This is a genomic window from Halomonas sp. (assembly GCF_029263665.1).
In the GTDB taxonomy this organism is placed as follows: domain Bacteria; phylum Pseudomonadota; class Gammaproteobacteria; order Pseudomonadales; family Halomonadaceae; genus Halomonas.
In genome coordinates, this window is record NZ_JAJUFQ010000013.1 from 66,264 (window position 1) to 83,839 (window position 17,576).

Sequence of the window (17,576 nt, forward strand, 5' to 3'; positions counted from 1 at the left end):
CATCAAAGGAATGACTCATGAACCCCATCATGCGTAGTGCTAAAGTATTGTGGGACTTTCTGAGCGAAGGCCATGCCACCCTCGCCGACAGTGATATCGTTGTGGTGTGTGGCTCTTATGACTTGCGTGTCTGCGACCATGCTTGTGAACTGATGAAGCAAGGGATAGCGCCACACCTGTTGATCACCGGCAACACCGGCAACTGGACGCGTTATCTGTGGTCGCAGCCCGAAGCCGAGATATTCGCTCACCGGGCTCAGCAGAACGGCCTTGCCGAAGAGCAGATCATCCTTGAACCCAAGGCAACTAACTTCGCCGAAAACATTGCCTTTGCACGCCAGCTCATGCCTGAGGCACGCAGAGTGACCTTCGTTACCAAGCCTTATTCCATTCGCCGGATTCAACAGACGCTACCACTGCAATGGCCCGGGATCGAAGCAGCCGTGAGCGCACCGAAAATCGCCTTTCCCGATGACGTCTCCAATATCATCGGGGTATTCGGCCTGATCGAAGAAATGGTCGGTGACCTGCACCGCATGCAGGTATATCCCGAGTTGGGGTTTCAGGCCCCGATCGAAATACCGGAACCTGTCATCAGCGCATGGCAAAGATTGATCGACACGGGGTTCGACCGCCATCTGGTGGCAGGCATGATCTGAGGACTGACTCAGTTCGGAGTCGTCTCACGACATGGCTTGCCAAGGATTGATGATTTCCACATCAAACGCGGCAAAATCTCTTACATTGCGCGTGGCCAGCTTAGCCTGATGCTGCAAGCATATCGCCGCTATCTGGGCATCAGCCATCTGTACCCCCTACCCATCTTCTCAGCCATGGCTGCCTGCTCGGCATAATAAATAGCCGCGCCACCATCAAATGACAGGATCCGCCCTTCAAAATCTTCTTCCAACATCGCCGTCGCCTTGACCAGTAACGCGTACTTTCGCTTTCCATCAGGCAAGCGGGTGATGCCATAAAGGATTTCTGCCACGGTGATGGACGTGATGGCCAGTGCATGCATCTCCTGAACATCCAGCCAATCGACAACTACCTGTTCAGGCTCTGGCCTCATCACCTCAGAGAGTACGTTGGTATCGAGGATGATCATTCGTCGAAGTCTGCCCTGCGGGGCTGCCCCTGGCGTGACGGCAGATCAAGCGCTGCCCCCTCAGGCCCGAAGCGTTCGCGGATACGACTCCCGAGTCCCTTTTGCTCAGGCTGCCGTAAAGCATTACGCAAAATAACGCGGACCTCTTCCTCCATGGAGCGACCGTGTCGAGCAGCAGACAGACGCAGCTCAGCTTTCAACCCTTCATCAAGGTTACGAATCGTGATGGATGCCATGCCGGTATCTCCTTCAGCTACAACGCGCCGAAATGCCATCAATGCAATCATTGATAGCCATTATGGCAAGTGAAGGTTCCCTTGAATAGAACAGCGACTCGCCTTCCCGTTCTCTCCCTATTTCACACCATCCCTACCCCACGCTCTCCAGCATCCATTCCATGAACGCTCTCTTGGCGGCGGAACCCATGCCGGGACGCGCATCGATCAGTCCATATCCCCTTGCCGTCTGAACACCCAGTTCAGGCAAGCCGACCAGGATGCCGTTCTCCAGCATGTCCTCCACCAGACCGCGCCAGCCGATAGCCACGCCTTGCCCTGCGATCGCTGCTTGAATCAGCAGTGTGTAGTTATTGAACGTCAGTTCGGCGTCATGGGGGTAACCGGTGTAGCCCAGCAGGCCAAAGTAGCGTGGCCAATCCAGCCAGCGCTGGCCTTGCTCCGCCGTCAGTGTCAGTAGCGGTGCCTGGCTCAGGGACTGAACATCCGTGATGGGACCATGCTGCAGGAGAAAACCAGGGCTGCAGAGTGGCAGGACTTCCTCACGGAACAACAGCGGTACATCACCGGCCAATGAGCCTTCATCACAGAACAGAACAGCTACATCCACATCATGGGTCTGCCAGTCGAGAACCCCCTGGTTGGTGACGATCTGCACATCGATATCAGGATGGCGCTGGCGAAACAACGGCAGACGCGGCATCAGCCAGAATGCCGCGAAAGAGAAGTCCGTCAGAATGTTCACATGCGGGTGACGATCGCGCTGACGCAAACGATCGATCGTTCGATCGATGGTGGCGAAGCCATCCTGGACACTGGCAAACAGGGTCTGCCCTGCATCCGTCAACCTCACACCTCGATAGATACGATCAAACAGCACCAGGCCAAGTTGCTCCTCCAGTCCACGAATCTGCTGGCTGACAGCGGACTGGGTCGAGTGCAACTCCCGCGCCGCTGCGGTGAAACTCAAATGGCGTGCTGCCGCCTCAAACACTTTCAGGCTATTCAACGACGCCGTCCTGCCAATCCACGACATTAGCTCACCTAATAGAAGGCATTAGATTTCAACGAGTTTACAGCATCTTGGATTAGACGAGACACTGCAAGCAGTCATCACCGTCCATGGCAATCCCATGGCCGCGGTACATGACGTCAATCCATATCGTCGATCCATAACGACAATTCACAAAGACAGGAGGCCCCATGGCGCGCAAGAAGCCCAACATTCTGTTCCTGATGGCCGATCAGATGGCTGCTTCAGTACTTCCTTTCCATGGTCACCCCTTGGTCAAGACCCCCCATCTTTCGCGCCTGGCCAGTGAAGGAGTGGTGTTCGAATCCGCTTACTGCAACAGTCCACTGTGTGGGCCGTCCCGTTATACCTTGATGGCCGGGCAACTGCCCTCACGCATCGGTGGCTACGACAATGCTGCCGACTTTGCCGCCGACACACCGACCTTTGCCCATTACCTGCGTGATGCCGGCTACTACACGGCACTGTCGGGCAAGATGCACTTCTGTGGTCCTGATCAGTTGCATGGCTTCGAAGAGCGCCTGACCACCGATATCTACCCGGCCGACTATGGCTGGTTCGTCGACTGGGAAAACTTCGACACCCGGCCGACCTATTATCACAACATGTCATCGGTCACCCAGGCAGGGCCTTGCGTTCGTTCCAATCAGCTCGACTTCGATGACGAAGTCGCCTTCCGTGCCCGCCGCTTCCTCTACGACTATGCGCGCAACGGCGAACAGCGTCCCTTCTGCCTGACGGTATCGCTGACCCATCCTCACGATCCCTACACCATTCCGCAGGAATACTGGGACCGCTACGATCACGATGAAATCGACATGCCGCGTGTTCCCTATTCACGTGAGTTGATGGATCCACATTCCAAGCGTCTGCGCCATGTCTACCAGATCGAAGAAGACACCGTCGACGATGACCAGATTCGTAATGCCCGCCACGCCTACTACGGCTCCATCAGTTATGTGGATGACCAGATCGGTTCGGTGCTCAAGGTACTGGAAGAAACAGGGCTGGCCGACGACACCATCATCGTGTTCTCAGGTGATCATGGCGACATGCTGGGAGAGCGTGGCCTTTGGTACAAGATGAGCTGGTTCGAGAACTCAGCTCGGGTGCCGATGATCGTCCATGCCCCCAAGCGTTTCTCTCCGCGTCGAGTGAAGGAATCCGTCTCGACCATGGACCTGCTGCCGACTTTTGCCGAGTTCGCTGGTGATGGCCAGGCGCCAGAGTACGCCGTCCCCCTTGATGGCCGTAGCCTGATCCCCCACCTCACCGGCAATGGTGGGCATGATGAAGTCATCGGCGAATACCTCGGAGAAGGCGCCATCGCACCGTTGCTGATGATCCGCCGCGGACGCTACAAGTTCGTCCACTCAAAGCCGGACCCGGACCAGTTGTTCGATCTCGAGACGGATCCCCTTGAACTCAATAATCTGGCCGCTGATCCTGCGCACCTCGACCTGTGCAAGCAATTCCGCAATGAAGTCAGCGAGCGCTGGAACTACGAGCTCCTGCATCAGCAGGTGCTGGATAGCCAGCGCCGACGCAAACTGGTCTCTCGCGCCCTCATGAAAGGCAAGGTGACCACCTGGGATCACCAGCCCATGTTCGATGCCAGTACCCAATACATGCGCAATACCATTGACCTGGACGATCTCGAACGGCGTGCACGCTTCCCGGTACCTTCCGACCGGCCATGATGACGTCGCCGACAGACATCCGCCGGCAACCGGCCAGGCTGCAGCGCATCCTGCCATTTCTCGACTGGCTGCCACGGCAGACTGCACGCTCAGTGCGCGCCGATGCCATCGCGGGATTGACCGGTGCGGTGCTGGTCGTGCCCCAAGGGGTAGCCTATGCCTTGCTGGCTGGACTGCCCCCGGTCTATGGCCTGTATACGGCCATCGTGCCAGTCGTGCTGGCTGCACTGTTCGGCTCTTCGCGTCATGTGGTCAGCGGACCATCAGCCGCACTGTCCATCGCGTTGTTCGCCACCTTGATGCCCTTCATTGAGGCACAAGGTGGTGATTTCATCGCGCAGGTACTGACACTGACGTTCTTGACCGGTGCCTTCCAGCTCTTGCTGGGTCTGGCACGACTGGGAGTACTGGTCGATCTTGTCTCGCATTCGGTCGTGATGGGGTTTACCGCTGGCGCCGCGCTGATCATCGCTACCAGCCAGCTACCCTATGCACTGGGGCTGGCGCCGATAAAGAGCAGTGGTTTCCTCGATATCTGGCCACACATGTTTGCTCAGCTTGGCGACATTCATCTCGACGCCCTTGTGGTCGCCGGGTTCACGCTGGCGACATGCCTGGCATTTCAGCGCTGGTTGCCACGTTGGCCTGGCATGCTGCTTTCACTCGTGGCCGCTTCACTGCTGGCGGCCTGGCTCGATCCAGAACATGCCAGCATCCTGCGCATTGCTGCCGTACCAGCAGGCCTGCCACCGCTTTCGCTCCCGGACCTCTCGCTCGACACCGTACGCATGCTGACGCCGGGTGCCATTGCCTTGGGCCTGCTGGGGCTGGTTCAGACGGCAGCCATATCGCGAGCCTTCGCCGCACGAACAGGTGAACGGCTGAACCATAATCAGGAGTTCATCGGTCAAGGGCTGTCCAATCTCGGCGGTGCGTTCTGCTCCAGCTATGTCTCATCTGGATCACTCACACGCTCGGGGCTCAATGCCAGTGCAGGCGCATGCTCTCCCCTGGCAGCCGTCCTGTCGGCACTCTTCCTTGTACCGATCGTGCTGATGGCTGCGCCTCTGCTGCACCATATCCCCATGCCTGCCATCGCCGGACAACTGTTGCTGATCGCGGCCAGACTGGTCGATCGTCACAGCATTAGAGAGGTACTGGTTGTCAGCCGCTCAGAAACGGCCGTCTTGCTGATCACCTTCTTCAGCACCCTGTTGCTGACCCTGGAGTTCGCTATCTATTTCGGTGTGCTGACATCCCTGGTGCTTTACCTGCGCCGCACGACTCGGCCTCCGATCGTCGAATGCCCGCTGTCCTATACACCTGTGGCCATACAGCAAGTCACGGACGTTTCCAGCACTAGCGTCATCAGAATCGACGGTTCGCTATTCTTCGGCGCTTGCGAGTCGGTCGCAAGACGTATCGATCATTTCGACCGCCCCAACCTGGTGATTCTGGCAGCGGGCATCAACTTCATCGACCTGAGCGGTATCCACCTGCTCCAGCGTCAGGCACGGCTTTGCCATATCCGAGGAGGCAAGCTGTACCTGGCCTGGCCCAAGCCTGACGTCCTGGCTCGCTTGCAACGAGCCGGTCTCATCGGACACCCCCCCCACCATGAAACGCCCACGGCAATAACAATATGAGAGGCGCCCCATGACATCCAAGCAACATGCACACCCACCGGCCAATCGCCTGAACCCAGCCGTATTCCACGGTTCGGTCGCCGGTATTCTGGTCTTTCTCGTCTATACCATTGCCTTTACCGAACAGGCCACGGCGTTCTTCAATGCCTGCCTCAACTGGATCGGCCGAACCTTCGGCTGGTACTACATGCTCGCCATCGTAGCGTACCTGGTGTTCGTCATCGCCATCGGCGTTTCCCGCTTTGGCAAGATTCGGCTAGGGCCCGATCATTCACGACCGGAGTTCTCGACGCTGTCGTGGGCAGCCATGCTGTTCGCTGCCGGGCTTGGTGGCGCCATCCTGTTCTTCGTGGTTTCCGAACCCCTGACCCACTACCTCACGCCTCCGCTGGGTGAAGGCTCGACACCAGAAGCCCAGCGCCATGCCATCGTGCAGACATTCCTGCATTGGGGCGTTTCCGGTTGGGGCCTGTATGTGCTGATGGGCATGGCCCTGGCCTACTTCAGTTATCGCCATCGCCTGCCCCTGGCCATTCGCTCCACGCTTTACCCGTTGCTCGGCCAGCGTATCTACGGCCCCATCGGCAACGCGGTCGACATCACCGCGGTCGTGGCCACCGTATTCGGTATCTCCACGGCCCTGGGCATCGGCGTGATGCAGATGAACTACGGCCTGACCTACCTGTTCGGAATTCCCGAGAGCCTGTTCGCTCAAGCTGGATTGATCATACTGGTCGTGACCCTGGCCACGTTGTCCGTCGTCAGTGGTGTTCAGCGGGGAATTCGCCGCCTGTCCGAGCTCAACCTGCTGCTCATGGCGGCGCTGGTACTGTTCGTACTGCTGCAAGGTGACACCCTGCATCTGCTCAATGCCCTGGTACAGAACACCGGCGATTACCTGGATGCTCTCACTGGTAAAAGTTTCGACACTTACGCCTATGCTCCGGATGCCCAAGGCTGGTTCAGTGGCTGGACCGTGTTCTTCTGGGGGTGGTGGATTGCCTGGGCACCTTTCGTCGGCCTGTTTCTGGCACGTATTTCACGCGGCCGGACCATTCGTCAATTCGTCGCTGGCGCTTTGTTCATACCACTGCTTTTCGTCATGGTGATGATGTCCGTATTCGGCAATAGCGGTATCGACATGGTCGATAACGGGCTGACGGAACTGGGCGAGCAGGCGCTCAATACGCCTCAGGCCACCATCTATACCTTCCTTGAGCAGTTCCCCTGGGTGGGATTCACGGCCACGCTGGTCACCGTATTGAGCATCGTGTTCTTCGTCACCTCTGCTGACTCGGGTGCACTGGTGCTTTCCAATTTCACCTATGTACTGCGCGACGTGAACCACGATGCCCCTATTCTGCTGCGCATCTTCTGGTCCGCCATCATTGGCGTCATCACCCTGGCCCTGCTGGTGGCAGGCGGTCTCAAGACCCTGCAGAGTGCCGTGGTCATTACCGCCCTGCCATTTTCGCTGGTCATCTTCCTGACCATGATCGGCATGTATCGCTCGTTGAAGCTGGAAAGCGGCAAGGCTGAAACACGCTATCAGAACGGCGCGACCTCAATGGCCAGCAACGACTGGCGAGAGCGCCTGGATCGTACCCTGGACAGCAGTACCCGTACTCAGGCAGAAGACACGCTGCGCCATGCTATCCGCCCGGCACTCGCGGAACTTGCCGAGGAACTGACACGGCGTGGACAACAGGCCAATGTGGGCGAGGAGAAGGTGGAAGGCACCGAGTTGCTGTGCCCGACACTTCACGTTGAATTCGATGGCGCACCGAGCTTCATCTACGGTATTCGCCCTCAGCGAATGCAAGCCCCGAGCTTCCTGCCTGCTGATGACGACTACTATCTACGCCTCGACGTCCATCTCGCCGAAGGCGGTATCGGGCAGGATCTCAACGGCTACACTCGGCTGCAGGTCATGCACGACGTGATCAACGAATATCAACACCACCTGCGCTTCCTGGCCCAGACCAGTGAAGATGGTGGCAGCCTGGAAACCATGCCTGCCACCCATGTCGCCGAAGACCTGAATGAACAGGAACCCCAGTCACCACCTGTCGGTGGTTAGCGCTTAACCGCAACCGACTTATAGCCAGCTATGGCTAACGATCATCAACGACAGGATGCTTGCTGCCGCCTGCCATGGAATCGCATGGCAGGCGGCAGTGGGTTCGCTACCCAATGGTCGAGGGCAGCAGCCGTCGCTGGCTGCCTTCGGCTTTCAGCATCTCTCCTTGCAACCCCCGTCCCTGCCTCGGCATCATGAGTGGCCCCCCACATGTGACGAGGATATTCATGTCGACCCTCTTTTCCCTCCTCAAGGAAGTGGCTGCTCCTGCTATTGGCCTAGGCTGCATGAACCTCTCCCATGGTTACGGCAATCCACTGGCAGAGCAGGAGGCGCTGCGCGCCTTGGATGCAGCATTTGACATGGGATATCGTCACTTCGACACTGCCACGCTCTATGGCGCAACAGCCAATGAGAAGCTGCTGGGCAAGGCCCTGCAGGGCAAGCGTGACCAGGTTCTGCTAGCCAGCAAGTGTGGCATGGCCATGGACCCAGCACAGGGCAAGAAGGTCATCGATGGCCGACCAGAGACACTCCAGCAACAGTGCGAAGACAGCCTGCGGCGCCTGAATACCGATCACCTGGATGTGTATTACCTTCACCGCCTGGATCCACAGGTCACCATCGAAGAAAGCACAGGCGGCCTGGCCCGGCTCGTGGAACAGGGCAAGATTCGTCATATTGGCCTCTCCGAAATATCCGCCGCCACCCTGCGCCGTGCTCGCTCAGAACATCCTATCGCCGCGGTGCAGAACGAGTACTCCCTGTGGACACGCAACCCGGAAATCGGTCTGATCAAGGCCTGCCGCGAAGCCAATACAGCACTGGTCGCCTTCAGCCCTCTGGGCAGAGGTTTCCTGACAGGCACTATCACTGACACAGTCAGCTTCGACGATGGTGACATGCGTCGCAACATGCCACGTTTCAGCGCTGACAATTACCCCAGGAATCTCAGTCTGCTGGAAGATTTCAAGAACGAAGCCCACACCCTCGGAGTGACACCTGGCCAGCTCGCCCTTGCCTGGCTCAGGGCCCAGGGTGACGATATCCTTCCCATTCCCGGTTCACGTTCCATCGAACACATGCGTGAAAACCTGGAAGCAGACACGCTCCGCCTGGATGCCGACAGCATCACCCGCATAAACGGCATGCTGACAGTGGAACAGGTCGCGGGCCCCCGCTACAGCGAAGCCCAGCAGAGGGAAATCGATACAGAGGAATTTGCTTGACCGTTCCTACGCGGCTTCCCCCCTACTAAGCTACTCCTCTCCCTCCGACGGCTCCTTGGGTGAGCGTCTTGGGTCTGTGCCGACAACTTTCTGGAACGCTTCCATGATATTGATAGGGAGTGGCACCACGATGGTGGAAGCATTCTTGTTGCTCATGTCGCTCATGGTCTGCAGGTAGCGCAACTGCAAGGCAGCCGGGTTCTCCGACATGATATTGGCGGCCTCGACCAGTTTCTTCGAGGCCTGCAACTCGCCTTCGGCATGGATCACCTTGGCGCGCCGCTCACGTTCGGCTTCTGCCTGCCGGGCAATGGCACGAATCATGCTGTCGTCAAGGTCGACATGCTTGATCTCGACATTGGCCACCTTGATGCCCCAGCTTTCTGCCGAGGTATCGATGATTTCCTGGATATCGTCATTGAGTCTGTCTCGTTCTGAAAGCATCTCGTCCAGGTCATGCTTGCCCAGCACGGAACGTAGCGTGGTCTGGGCCAATTGGCTGGTAGCATTGACAAAGTGCTCTACCTGGATGATGGCCTTTTCCGGGTCCACGACCCGGAAATACAGCACCGCATTGACCTTGACCGTGACATTGTCCCGGGAAATCACATCCTGCTCGGGGACATCCATGGTGATGACCCGCAGGTCCACCACCTGCATCCTTTGAATGGCTGGGATGATGATCACCAATCCCGGTCCCTTGACGGCCTGGAAGCGGCCCAGGAAGAACACCACGCCACGCTTGTACTCTGGCAGGATACGAATCGCAGCTGCCAGCAGCAGCAAGACCAGAACGAGGGGGACAAGATAGGAAAAGATCATGGTGCATTCTCCTCGTCATTGTCGGCCAGTGACTCCACCGGCTCGACCACTACAGTGAGTCCATCTACACCGACCACTTTCACGATTTGGTCGCGGCACAAGGCATGGTCACTACGCGCATTCCATCGCTCGCCATGCAAGCGCACATGTCCCTTGCCCTGGAAGTCGTCGAGTACCTGGGCCTCACTTCCCAGCAACTCTTCCTGCCCAGTGCGCACACGGCTCCGGCGCAGTCCCCAGAAACGTGTCACCACCCACAGCATGATTCCTGCCGCTACCAGGGCCACACCACCAATCAACGGTATGGATATGTTCAGCGTATCTGCATCCATCAGCATCACCGATCCGATCACGAAGGCAATGATCCCGCCGATCCCGAGTATCCCGAAACTGGGCATCATGGCCTCGCCGACGATCAGCCCCATCCCCACTACAATGAGCGCTAATCCAGCATAGTTGACAGGTAGTACCTGGAAAGCAAAGAGCGCCAGCAGCAGCGAGATGATGCCGATGGTGCCAGGTACCAGGCTACCGGGGTTGGAAAGCTCGAAGATCAGGCCATAGAAGCCAATGATCATCAGGAAGTAGGCCACATTGGGATTAGTGATCACCGCCAGTAGCTGAGTTCGCCAATCCGGATCGAAGTACTGAATGGCAAGATCCCCGGTGGACAGGGTGCGCTTGCCATCGGCCATGACCACTTCCCGACCATCGATCTGGGTAAACAGATCGTCGATATCCCGCGCCACGACTTCGATGACGTTCTGCTCCAATGCCTCACTGGCAGTGAGATTATGGGCTTCGCGCACCGCATCCTCAGCCCACTCAGCGTTACGACCATGACGCTCGGCCAGGGAACGGATATAGGACACAGCATCCTCGAGTACCTTGCGCTCCATGGCGGTGTCGCCGCGGCGCTTTTCAGGCTGTTCTGACGCTTCCTGCTTTCCATTCTCGCCCTGCTCCGCCTCTGTCGCAGGCTTGGATTCGTCATTGTCAGGCTGTTTTTCGGATGCTTCATCCTGTGCCGGATCATCCTTGGGAGACTCGGGTTCATCATCGAGTCCCGGCAAACCACCACCGCCAAGTTGGACCGGCGTCGCCGAGCCCAGGTGAGTGGCAGGCGCCATGGCCGCCACATGACTGGCATAGATCAGATAAGTCCCCGCACTGGCCGCCCGAGCACCTTCCGGAGCGACATACACCACCACCGGTACCGGTGAGGCCAGCATGGCACTGATCATGTCACGCATCGAAGAATCCAGCCCACCAGGCGTATCGAGGCGCAGTACCGCCACCTCGGCACCACTTTCCGCAGCCATTTCCAGGCCGCGCTGAAAGTAGTCACTGGTCGCCGGACCAATGATGTCAGCAAGAGTCATGACCAGGGCAGAGCCCCGCTCCTGCTGATCCATATGCTGTTGGGCCAGGGCATTCCAGCCCAGAAAAGCACCCAGCAGCAGACACACCAGACTCAGCCAAGTGGTGGGGTGATATGGAGAACGCCTGCGCTTGCCAATCATGACGTCGCGCCTCGGCAAATTGATTCATTCGCGATGGAAGCGCAGGAAAGCACTCAGCCCATGTTCCATTGCGACCATCAGGTCTTATGTATCAGTGTAGATCTCATCGCGAAAAGTGTTCTTGGTATGCGCATTTACTGTCCACAATCTTGATGTCTATCAAAAACCTTTATCCCCTCTGCTTCTGCACCTCTTCCCCCTGTCAGACTCAAAATGACGCCGGTGTAATGAACCAGATGGCAATAGTGTCGCCATCACTGGCATTCCGATGTGAATGCCGTTCCGTACTCTTGAAGGAAAGACAGTCGCCTTCATCCAGAACAAACTCTTCCCCAGACACGATCAGCACCAACCGCCCCTGCAGTACCGTGACCGCTTCGTGCCCTTTGTGCGAATAAGGCTCACTCTTTGTACCAGGCGGATAGACCGAATAGATCACTTCGAGATTGTTATTGCTGCGGGGCGTCAGCAACTGATCAACGATGCCATCTTCGTACTCAATGGAGATACGTTGGTCTTTCTTCACCAGCTTTTCGGGGGAACGACTATCCGCCTTTCCCGCTTTTCCCGGAGGATCCGAGAACAGCCATTGCATGGTAACGCCCAACGCCTGGGCGATTGACACCAGAGAGCCGATGGATGGCTGGCTGATACCCCGCTCGATCTGACTCAGGTATCCCTGCGACAGCCCTGTCCGCTGGGATAGCTGCCCCAGGGTCAGCCCTTTCAACTTGCGCAGGCTACGGATGCGAGCGCCTTGCAGCTCAGTGCTTTTCGCCATTCTTCACCTTATGCATTGAAGTACCTGCCCCACGTCTTGAAAGCCAAGAGTCTGACATAGCTGGATAAAAAATCTCTACAAGTGAATTTCCAACTAAAGTTAAATCGCTGACAGTGAAATTTATAGTGTAAAAATTCACTAAAAGCTTAACGTCAGAATACTCAACGCGCCACTCGCTCATCCAAATCTCGCCCATCATCCAACTACTACAAAGGCAGACTGATGAACATCTACTTCTGGGGGTTACTCGCCAGCCTCATTGTCTATCTGTTGGTCGGCAATTATGCCGGTCGCAAGGTCCAGGGACTGGACGACTACTATGTCGCGGGTCGTCGTGCGCCAACCCTGCTGATTGTCGGTACGCTTGTCGCCAGCTTTCTCAGCACCAATGCCTTTCTTGCGGAAACCGGCTTTGCCTATGATGGTTACGCTTTTCTGATGCTCGCTCTGGTCGCAGTGAACACCAGCGGCTACGTCATTGGAGCACTGTTCTTCGGACGCTTCGTCCGGCGTAGCAAGTCATTGACCATTCCAGAGTTCTTCTCCCGGCGCTTTCATTCCAAGGCCATGCAGAGATTGGCCGGTGTTACCACGGTTATCGGCTTGACAGCCTACCTCCTCGCCGTCACTCAGGGCGGCTCCATCCTGATTTCCGATGTTGCAGAAATCCCTTATGGCCTGGCCCTGATCCTGGTCTGGCTAGGTTATATGCTGTTCACGCTCTATTCGGGATCACGGGGTGTCGTGCTGACTGACACCATCATGTTCCTGCTCTTCACACTGGTATCGATCATCGCTCTGCCCTATCTGCTTGGCGAGGATGGAAGCTGGTTCTCGACGCTGGCTGACCTGGCCAACTTCGAGCCCAAACCCGGCATCATTGCCTGGCATGGCCTGAGTGGCGAAGGTGCCTACTGGGCATCCGGTCGAGAATCACTTATCTGGGCCTTGGTTCTCGGGGCTTCCTGGTCACTGGTACTGGCAGTGAGTCCATGGCAGACCAGTCGTTATCTCATGGCCAGAAGCGAGCATGTGGTCATGCGCTCGGCCTGCATTTCAGGGCTGGTACTGGCCATTCTGTATGTCGTGCTGATGTTCGGTGGTGCCGCCATCAATCTGGTCAATCCAGAGATAACTCCCTCAGAAAGAGCCATGGTGTGGGCCGCCATGAACATGATGCCAACATTCCTTGGCACCCTGCTGATCGCCGGCATCATGGCGGCGGCATTGTCATCCTGCTCGACGTTCCTGTCATTGATCGGGTTCAGCGTATCCAATGACATTCTCAGAACATCGAAGCAGGATGAGCAGAAGTCGCTGCGCCTGAGTCGCCTCATCATGTTGTGCGCCGCTTCCATCAGTCTGCTGCTGGCGTATTTCCAGCCTCCCGCTGTGATGTGGATCACCTATTTCGCAGGAACGCTGTTCGCCTCATCTTGGGGGCCAGTGGCCTTTGCCTCCATCTGGAGCCGCAATGTCAGCGCACCAGCGGCCTTCATCGGCATGGCCACCGGCTTCGTGGTCAATATCGCTGCCAAGCTGCTGGATCAGGCCGGGATAGTGTCGCTACCGGTATATCTAGACCCGTTCATTCTGGGCTTCGTCGCCAATCTGGCGTGTCTGGTCGTCGTATCGTCGCTGACAACACCGCATCCCGCAGCCCAGGCCTATTTCGACGCACTGCATCAGACTCCCATCGAAGAGCTTGACTCGACCGAGCTGAAAAAGACGCTCGCATGGCCCCTAGTGGTGATCCTTGCCGGGATTGCCATCAGCATCCTGCTGGTGACGTTCTATGCCCTCCCCTATGCCGCTGCTCGGGGGCACGCCTTCCACTTGCTTAGCGGTGAATCCCTGTTGTCCATCGGCTATGGCCTGTCCGTATGCGGTGTTGGGCTGCTCGCCTTCTGGTACATCCGGCGTGCCTATGGCCGCAGAGCACTTGATTCATTGCAGGGCAAGGCGCCTTCACAGTCTCAGCACACTGCGCCGTCTTCTCCGAACGAGGTCCGCCAATGAGCCAGCATGAGCTTTTTCCACACCTGATGTCGCCGCTATCAATCGGGCAACACCAGATCGCCAACCGTATCGTCTTCACTGGCCATGATACCTGCCTGCCAGAGGACGGCATGGTCAACGATGCACTGATTGCCTATCTTGAGCAGCGCGCTCGATATGGCACTGGCTTGATCGTTCTTCAAGTATCCGGGGTTGATGAAACCGCCCGCTACACATCCCACCTGTTGATGGCCAATGACGATCGCTGTATCCCCGGCTATCGCCGCCTCGCCCAGGCGTGCCAGCAGCATGGCAGCGTGGTCTTCGCACAATTGTTTCATCCAGGACGCGAGATCATGGAATCCGCCGACGGCTTGAAGCCCGTGGCCTATTCTGCTTCCTCGGTTCCACAAGAGCGCTTTCGCGTCATGCCAAGAGCGCTGACACGGCAGCGGATTCAAGACATCATTGCCAGCTTCGCCGCTGCTGCGCGCCGCATGCATACGGCAGGCATTCAGGGTGTCGAGATCCTTGCCAGTCACGGCTACCTGCCAGCGCAATTTCTCAGCCCACTGGTCAATCAGCGTGATGACGAATATGGCGGAAGCTTCATCAATCGTGTGCGATTTGTAGAGCAGATCATCGATGCCATTCGCGCTGAAACCGGAACACAGCTGGCCATAGGGTTGCGCATCTCCTGCGATGAACGCGATGAACAAGGCATGGGCAGTGATGAGGCCATCGCTACCTTGCAGCATCTGCAGGACAAGCTCGACTATGCCAGTATCGTTGCCGGGACTTCCGCTTCGCTGGGAGGCTCCGTGCATATCGTGCCCCCCATGATCTATGACGCTGCCTATCTTGGCGATGAATCCCGGCAACTGAGGACCGGGTTGCAGTTGCCGATCATACTCACCGGGAGAATCAATCAGCCCCATGAAGCAGAGCATGTGATTCGCTCCGGGGCAGCCGACATGTGTGGCATGACACGGGCTCTGATCTGCGACCCCGCCATGCCAACCAAGGCCCGCCATGGTGATAGTGATGGCATTCGCGCCTGCATCGGCTGCAATCAGGCATGCATTGGCCACTTTCATCGTGGACTGCCTATTTCCTGCATCCAGTATCCTGAGTCGGGCAGAGAACTGCGCTATCGCAACATCGGTATCAGCGCTACGCCTCAACGTATCGCCGTGCTCGGGGGCGGGCCCGCAGGAATGAAGGCCGCCGTCACCGCCTCCACACGAGGCCATCAGGTCACCCTGTTCGAGGCTTCCCCGCGGCTTGGTGGACAAGCCAACCTGGCCCAGCTCCTGCCGGGCCGAAGTGAGTTTGGCGGACTTGTCACCAACCTCATCGAAGAACTCAAGCGCAGCGAGGTCGAGATCGTGACCCAGCGCAGAGAATCCCCACCGACACTGCTGGAGAAAGGCTTTGATCATGTCTTGGTAGCCACGGGAGCATCAGCCTACCACCCTCCTGTCGAACGCATGGGAGAACTTCCCATCAGCCAGGCCACACAGCTGTTGGGCAGCCAGCCGCTACCAGGCGGCCATATTGTGGTCTATGACACCCAAGGCGACTGGATCGGAGTCGGTATCGCCGAACTTCTGGCCCGGCAAGGAGCTCGCGTCACTCTGGCTGTCAATGGCCTGCATGCAGGAGAGGCCCTGCAAAGTTATGTACGGGATTCCACTGCCGCCCGACTGCACAACCTGGGCATCCAGGTAAAAACGTATGCCCGAGTATTCGGAGTGGACGACGACAGCGTCTATCTCTATCACACCGCTGGCGGTGAGCCGATGGTCATCGACAGTGTCGATCATCTGGTGCTGGCGTGTGGAGGCTCGCCCAGTGTCAGTACGCAAGATGAGGCGCAATGGTCAGGCTTGCCCATTACCATGATCGGAGACTGCCTCGTTCCAAGAAGCGCCGAAGAAGCCATCTATGATGGCTTGAAAGCCGCCATGGCGCTGTAACGTTGCCCCGCTTCATCAACCATGGGTGGTGACGCCGGGAACGTAGGTCCTGCGTTCCACCCATCCCAGCAAGCTGGCAACACTGGACGTGAGGATCAGGTAGACCAGACCCGCCCACAGAAACACCTGGAAGAAATCCAAGGTCCTGGAGCCGATATCCTGGGCAATGGCGGTGATCTCGACGACACCGATGGTATAGGCAATCGAGGTGAACTTGAGCTCGATGATCGCTTCATTGGACCATTGCGGAATCACCCGCCGCAGCGCCTGTGGCAGCATGATGTAGCGGATTGCCTGCCACTGGCTCATGCCACAGGCACGAGCCGCTATCAGTTGCCCCTTGGGCACCGACAGCACCGAGCCACGAAAGTATTCGGCCTGATAGGCGGCACTGTTGAGGGTGATGGCAATGACTGCCGCAGTGAAAGCATCAAACACGATGCCGACATGCGGCAGCCCGAGATAGATGAAGAACATCTGCACCAACATTGGTGTACCACGGAACAGTTCGATATATACCGTACTGAGCCAATAGCAGAATCGATTGCCATACACTCGTGCCCAGCACAGGATCAGTCCCAATACACAACCCAGGCTGATGGCAATTGCCCACAGGGCCAACGTCACCGGGACGCCTTCCAGAATGCGAGGCAGCCACTCGATACCAAAACGAATGAAATCCAGCATTGGCTCACCCATGCTCTGCAATGACATTGAGAAAAGCGCGGGTACGCTCACTGGCCGCATGACTGAAGAGATTGCCAGGAGGCCCCTGCTCAACGATATGGCCGTTCTCCATGAAAATGAGCTCATCGGCGGCCTGCCTGGCAAAACTCATCTCATGAGTGACTACCACCATGGTCATGCCATCGCGCGCCAATTGCTGCATGACCCGTATCACTTCATTGGTCAGCTCAGGATCAAGCGCAGAAGTCGGTTCATCGAACAGCAGCACATCAGGATCCATGGCCAATGCCCGGGCGATCGATACACGTTGCTGTTGGCCTCCGGAAAGCTCTGCCGGATAGGCTGCCGCCTTGTCACCCAGCCCCACTCGCGCGAGTTCCTGCTGTGCACGCTGCGTTGCTGTTTCGCGATCAATGCCACTGACCTTGATCTGGCAGATTCTGACGTTGTCGAGCACCGTCAGATGCGAGAACAGATTGAAGTCCTGAAATACGAACCCCATGCGAGCGCGCATGGCATCGATATTGCCTTCCCGCACTTCCTCCCCCGAGAGGAAGATGCGACCTGCATCAGGCCTTGTCAGGTAATTGATACATCGCAACAACGTACTCTTTCCTGAGCCAGAAGGGCCGATGAGGACCTTGGTCTCTCCCTTGCGCAAGCCAAAGCCGATGCCCTTCAACACCTCCAGGCCATCGTAGCTCTTCGTTACGCCCTGCACGTCCAGGATCAAGTCGTCAGTCATTGCAGCCTA

Annotated in this window: 16 protein-coding genes; 7 read left to right on the forward strand and 9 right to left on the reverse strand. The window is 57.4% G+C overall.

The features are described 5' to 3' along the window. The first annotated feature begins 17 nt into the window (after window positions 1-17). Window positions 18-659 carry a YdcF family protein gene (locus tag Q1K07_RS13670; RefSeq protein ID WP_300311797.1) on the forward strand — a complete coding sequence of 214 codons (642 nt, stop codon included), beginning with the start codon at window positions 18-20 and terminating at the stop codon, window positions 657-659. 24 nt (window positions 660-683) lie between these two features. Here the strand turns inward: Q1K07_RS13670 and Q1K07_RS13675 are convergent, their stop codons facing one another. The 4 genes from Q1K07_RS13675 to Q1K07_RS13690 all read right to left on the reverse strand — a co-directional run bounded on the left by Q1K07_RS13675 (window position 684) and on the right by Q1K07_RS13690 (window position 2,353). Next, window positions 684-806 carry a hypothetical protein gene (locus Q1K07_RS13675; RefSeq protein WP_300311800.1) on the reverse strand — a complete coding sequence of 41 codons (123 nt, stop codon included), beginning with the start codon at window positions 804-806 and terminating at the stop codon, window positions 684-686. Further along, entirely contained in the window at window positions 788-1,108 is a 321-nt protein-coding gene (locus Q1K07_RS13680) for a PIN domain-containing protein (protein ID WP_300311801.1), read from the reverse strand. The genes Q1K07_RS13675 and Q1K07_RS13680 overlap by 19 nt, the downstream gene beginning before the upstream one ends. After that, on the reverse strand, window positions 1,105-1,344 hold the full coding sequence (locus Q1K07_RS13685; RefSeq protein ID WP_300311802.1) for a plasmid stabilization protein: 240 nt from the start codon (window positions 1,342-1,344) through the stop codon (window positions 1,105-1,107). The genes Q1K07_RS13680 and Q1K07_RS13685 overlap by 4 nt, the downstream gene beginning before the upstream one ends. A gap of 133 nt (window positions 1,345-1,477) precedes the next feature. After that, window positions 1,478-2,353 carry a LysR substrate-binding domain-containing protein gene (locus tag Q1K07_RS13690; RefSeq protein ID WP_300311805.1) on the reverse strand — a complete coding sequence of 292 codons (876 nt, stop codon included), beginning with the start codon at window positions 2,351-2,353 and terminating at the stop codon, window positions 1,478-1,480. Window positions 2,354-2,547: 194 nt separating this feature from the next. On the opposite strand from Q1K07_RS13690, the gene betC reads away from it, so the two are divergent. From betC to Q1K07_RS13710, 4 genes are all read left to right on the forward strand, one after another. Further along, window positions 2,548-4,077: a choline-sulfatase gene (gene betC, locus Q1K07_RS13695; protein ID WP_300311807.1), complete on the forward strand. Its 1,530-nt coding sequence runs from the start codon at window positions 2,548-2,550 to the stop codon at window positions 4,075-4,077. Next, complete coding sequence (locus Q1K07_RS13700) at window positions 4,074-5,723, forward strand: SulP family inorganic anion transporter (RefSeq protein WP_300311809.1); 1,650 nt, start codon at window positions 4,074-4,076, stop codon at window positions 5,721-5,723. The genes betC and Q1K07_RS13700 overlap by 4 nt, the downstream gene beginning before the upstream one ends. A gap of 10 nt (window positions 5,724-5,733) precedes the next feature. Continuing rightward, window positions 5,734-7,803 carry a choline BCCT transporter BetT gene (gene betT / locus Q1K07_RS13705; RefSeq protein WP_300311812.1) on the forward strand — a complete coding sequence of 690 codons (2,070 nt, stop codon included), beginning with the start codon at window positions 5,734-5,736 and terminating at the stop codon, window positions 7,801-7,803. Between the two features lie 227 nt (window positions 7,804-8,030). Beyond that, window positions 8,031-9,032 carry an aldo/keto reductase gene (locus Q1K07_RS13710; RefSeq protein WP_300311815.1) on the forward strand — a complete coding sequence of 334 codons (1,002 nt, stop codon included), beginning with the start codon at window positions 8,031-8,033 and terminating at the stop codon, window positions 9,030-9,032. Between the two features lie 30 nt (window positions 9,033-9,062). Here the strand turns inward: Q1K07_RS13710 and Q1K07_RS13715 are convergent, their stop codons facing one another. From Q1K07_RS13715 to Q1K07_RS13725, 3 genes are all read right to left on the reverse strand, one after another. Then, entirely contained in the window at window positions 9,063-9,854 is a 792-nt protein-coding gene (locus tag Q1K07_RS13715) for a slipin family protein (protein ID WP_300311817.1), read from the reverse strand. After that, window positions 9,851-11,377 (reverse strand): nodulation protein NfeD, encoded by a 1,527-nt coding sequence (locus Q1K07_RS13720; protein WP_300311820.1) that lies wholly within the window; start codon window positions 11,375-11,377, stop codon window positions 9,851-9,853. Before Q1K07_RS13720 ends, Q1K07_RS13715 begins: the two co-directional genes overlap by 4 nt. A 208-nt stretch (window positions 11,378-11,585) precedes the next feature. Continuing rightward, entirely contained in the window at window positions 11,586-12,158 is a 573-nt protein-coding gene (locus Q1K07_RS13725) for a cupin domain-containing protein (RefSeq protein WP_300311823.1), read from the reverse strand. A 222-nt stretch (window positions 12,159-12,380) separates the two neighbouring features. Here Q1K07_RS13725 and Q1K07_RS13730 point away from each other — a divergent pair, with 222 nt between their 5' ends. Both Q1K07_RS13730 and Q1K07_RS13735 read left to right on the forward strand, forming a co-directional pair. Further along, window positions 12,381-14,177, forward strand: a complete 1,797-nt coding sequence (locus Q1K07_RS13730) for a sodium:solute symporter (protein WP_300311826.1) — start codon at window positions 12,381-12,383, stop codon at window positions 14,175-14,177. Then, window positions 14,174-16,135 (forward strand): FAD-dependent oxidoreductase, encoded by a 1,962-nt coding sequence (locus Q1K07_RS13735; protein ID WP_300311829.1) that lies wholly within the window; start codon window positions 14,174-14,176, stop codon window positions 16,133-16,135. The genes Q1K07_RS13730 and Q1K07_RS13735 overlap by 4 nt, the downstream gene beginning before the upstream one ends. 15 nt (window positions 16,136-16,150) lie before the next feature. Here Q1K07_RS13735 and Q1K07_RS13740 read toward each other — a convergent pair whose 3' ends face one another. Both Q1K07_RS13740 and Q1K07_RS13745 read right to left on the reverse strand, forming a co-directional pair. Further along, complete coding sequence (locus tag Q1K07_RS13740; protein ID WP_300311831.1) at window positions 16,151-16,822, reverse strand: amino acid ABC transporter permease; 672 nt, start codon at window positions 16,820-16,822, stop codon at window positions 16,151-16,153. 4 nt (window positions 16,823-16,826) lie between these two features. Then, on the reverse strand, window positions 16,827-17,567 hold the full coding sequence (locus Q1K07_RS13745) for an amino acid ABC transporter ATP-binding protein (protein WP_300311834.1): 741 nt from the start codon (window positions 17,565-17,567) through the stop codon (window positions 16,827-16,829). Window positions 17,568-17,576 lie beyond the last annotated feature (9 nt).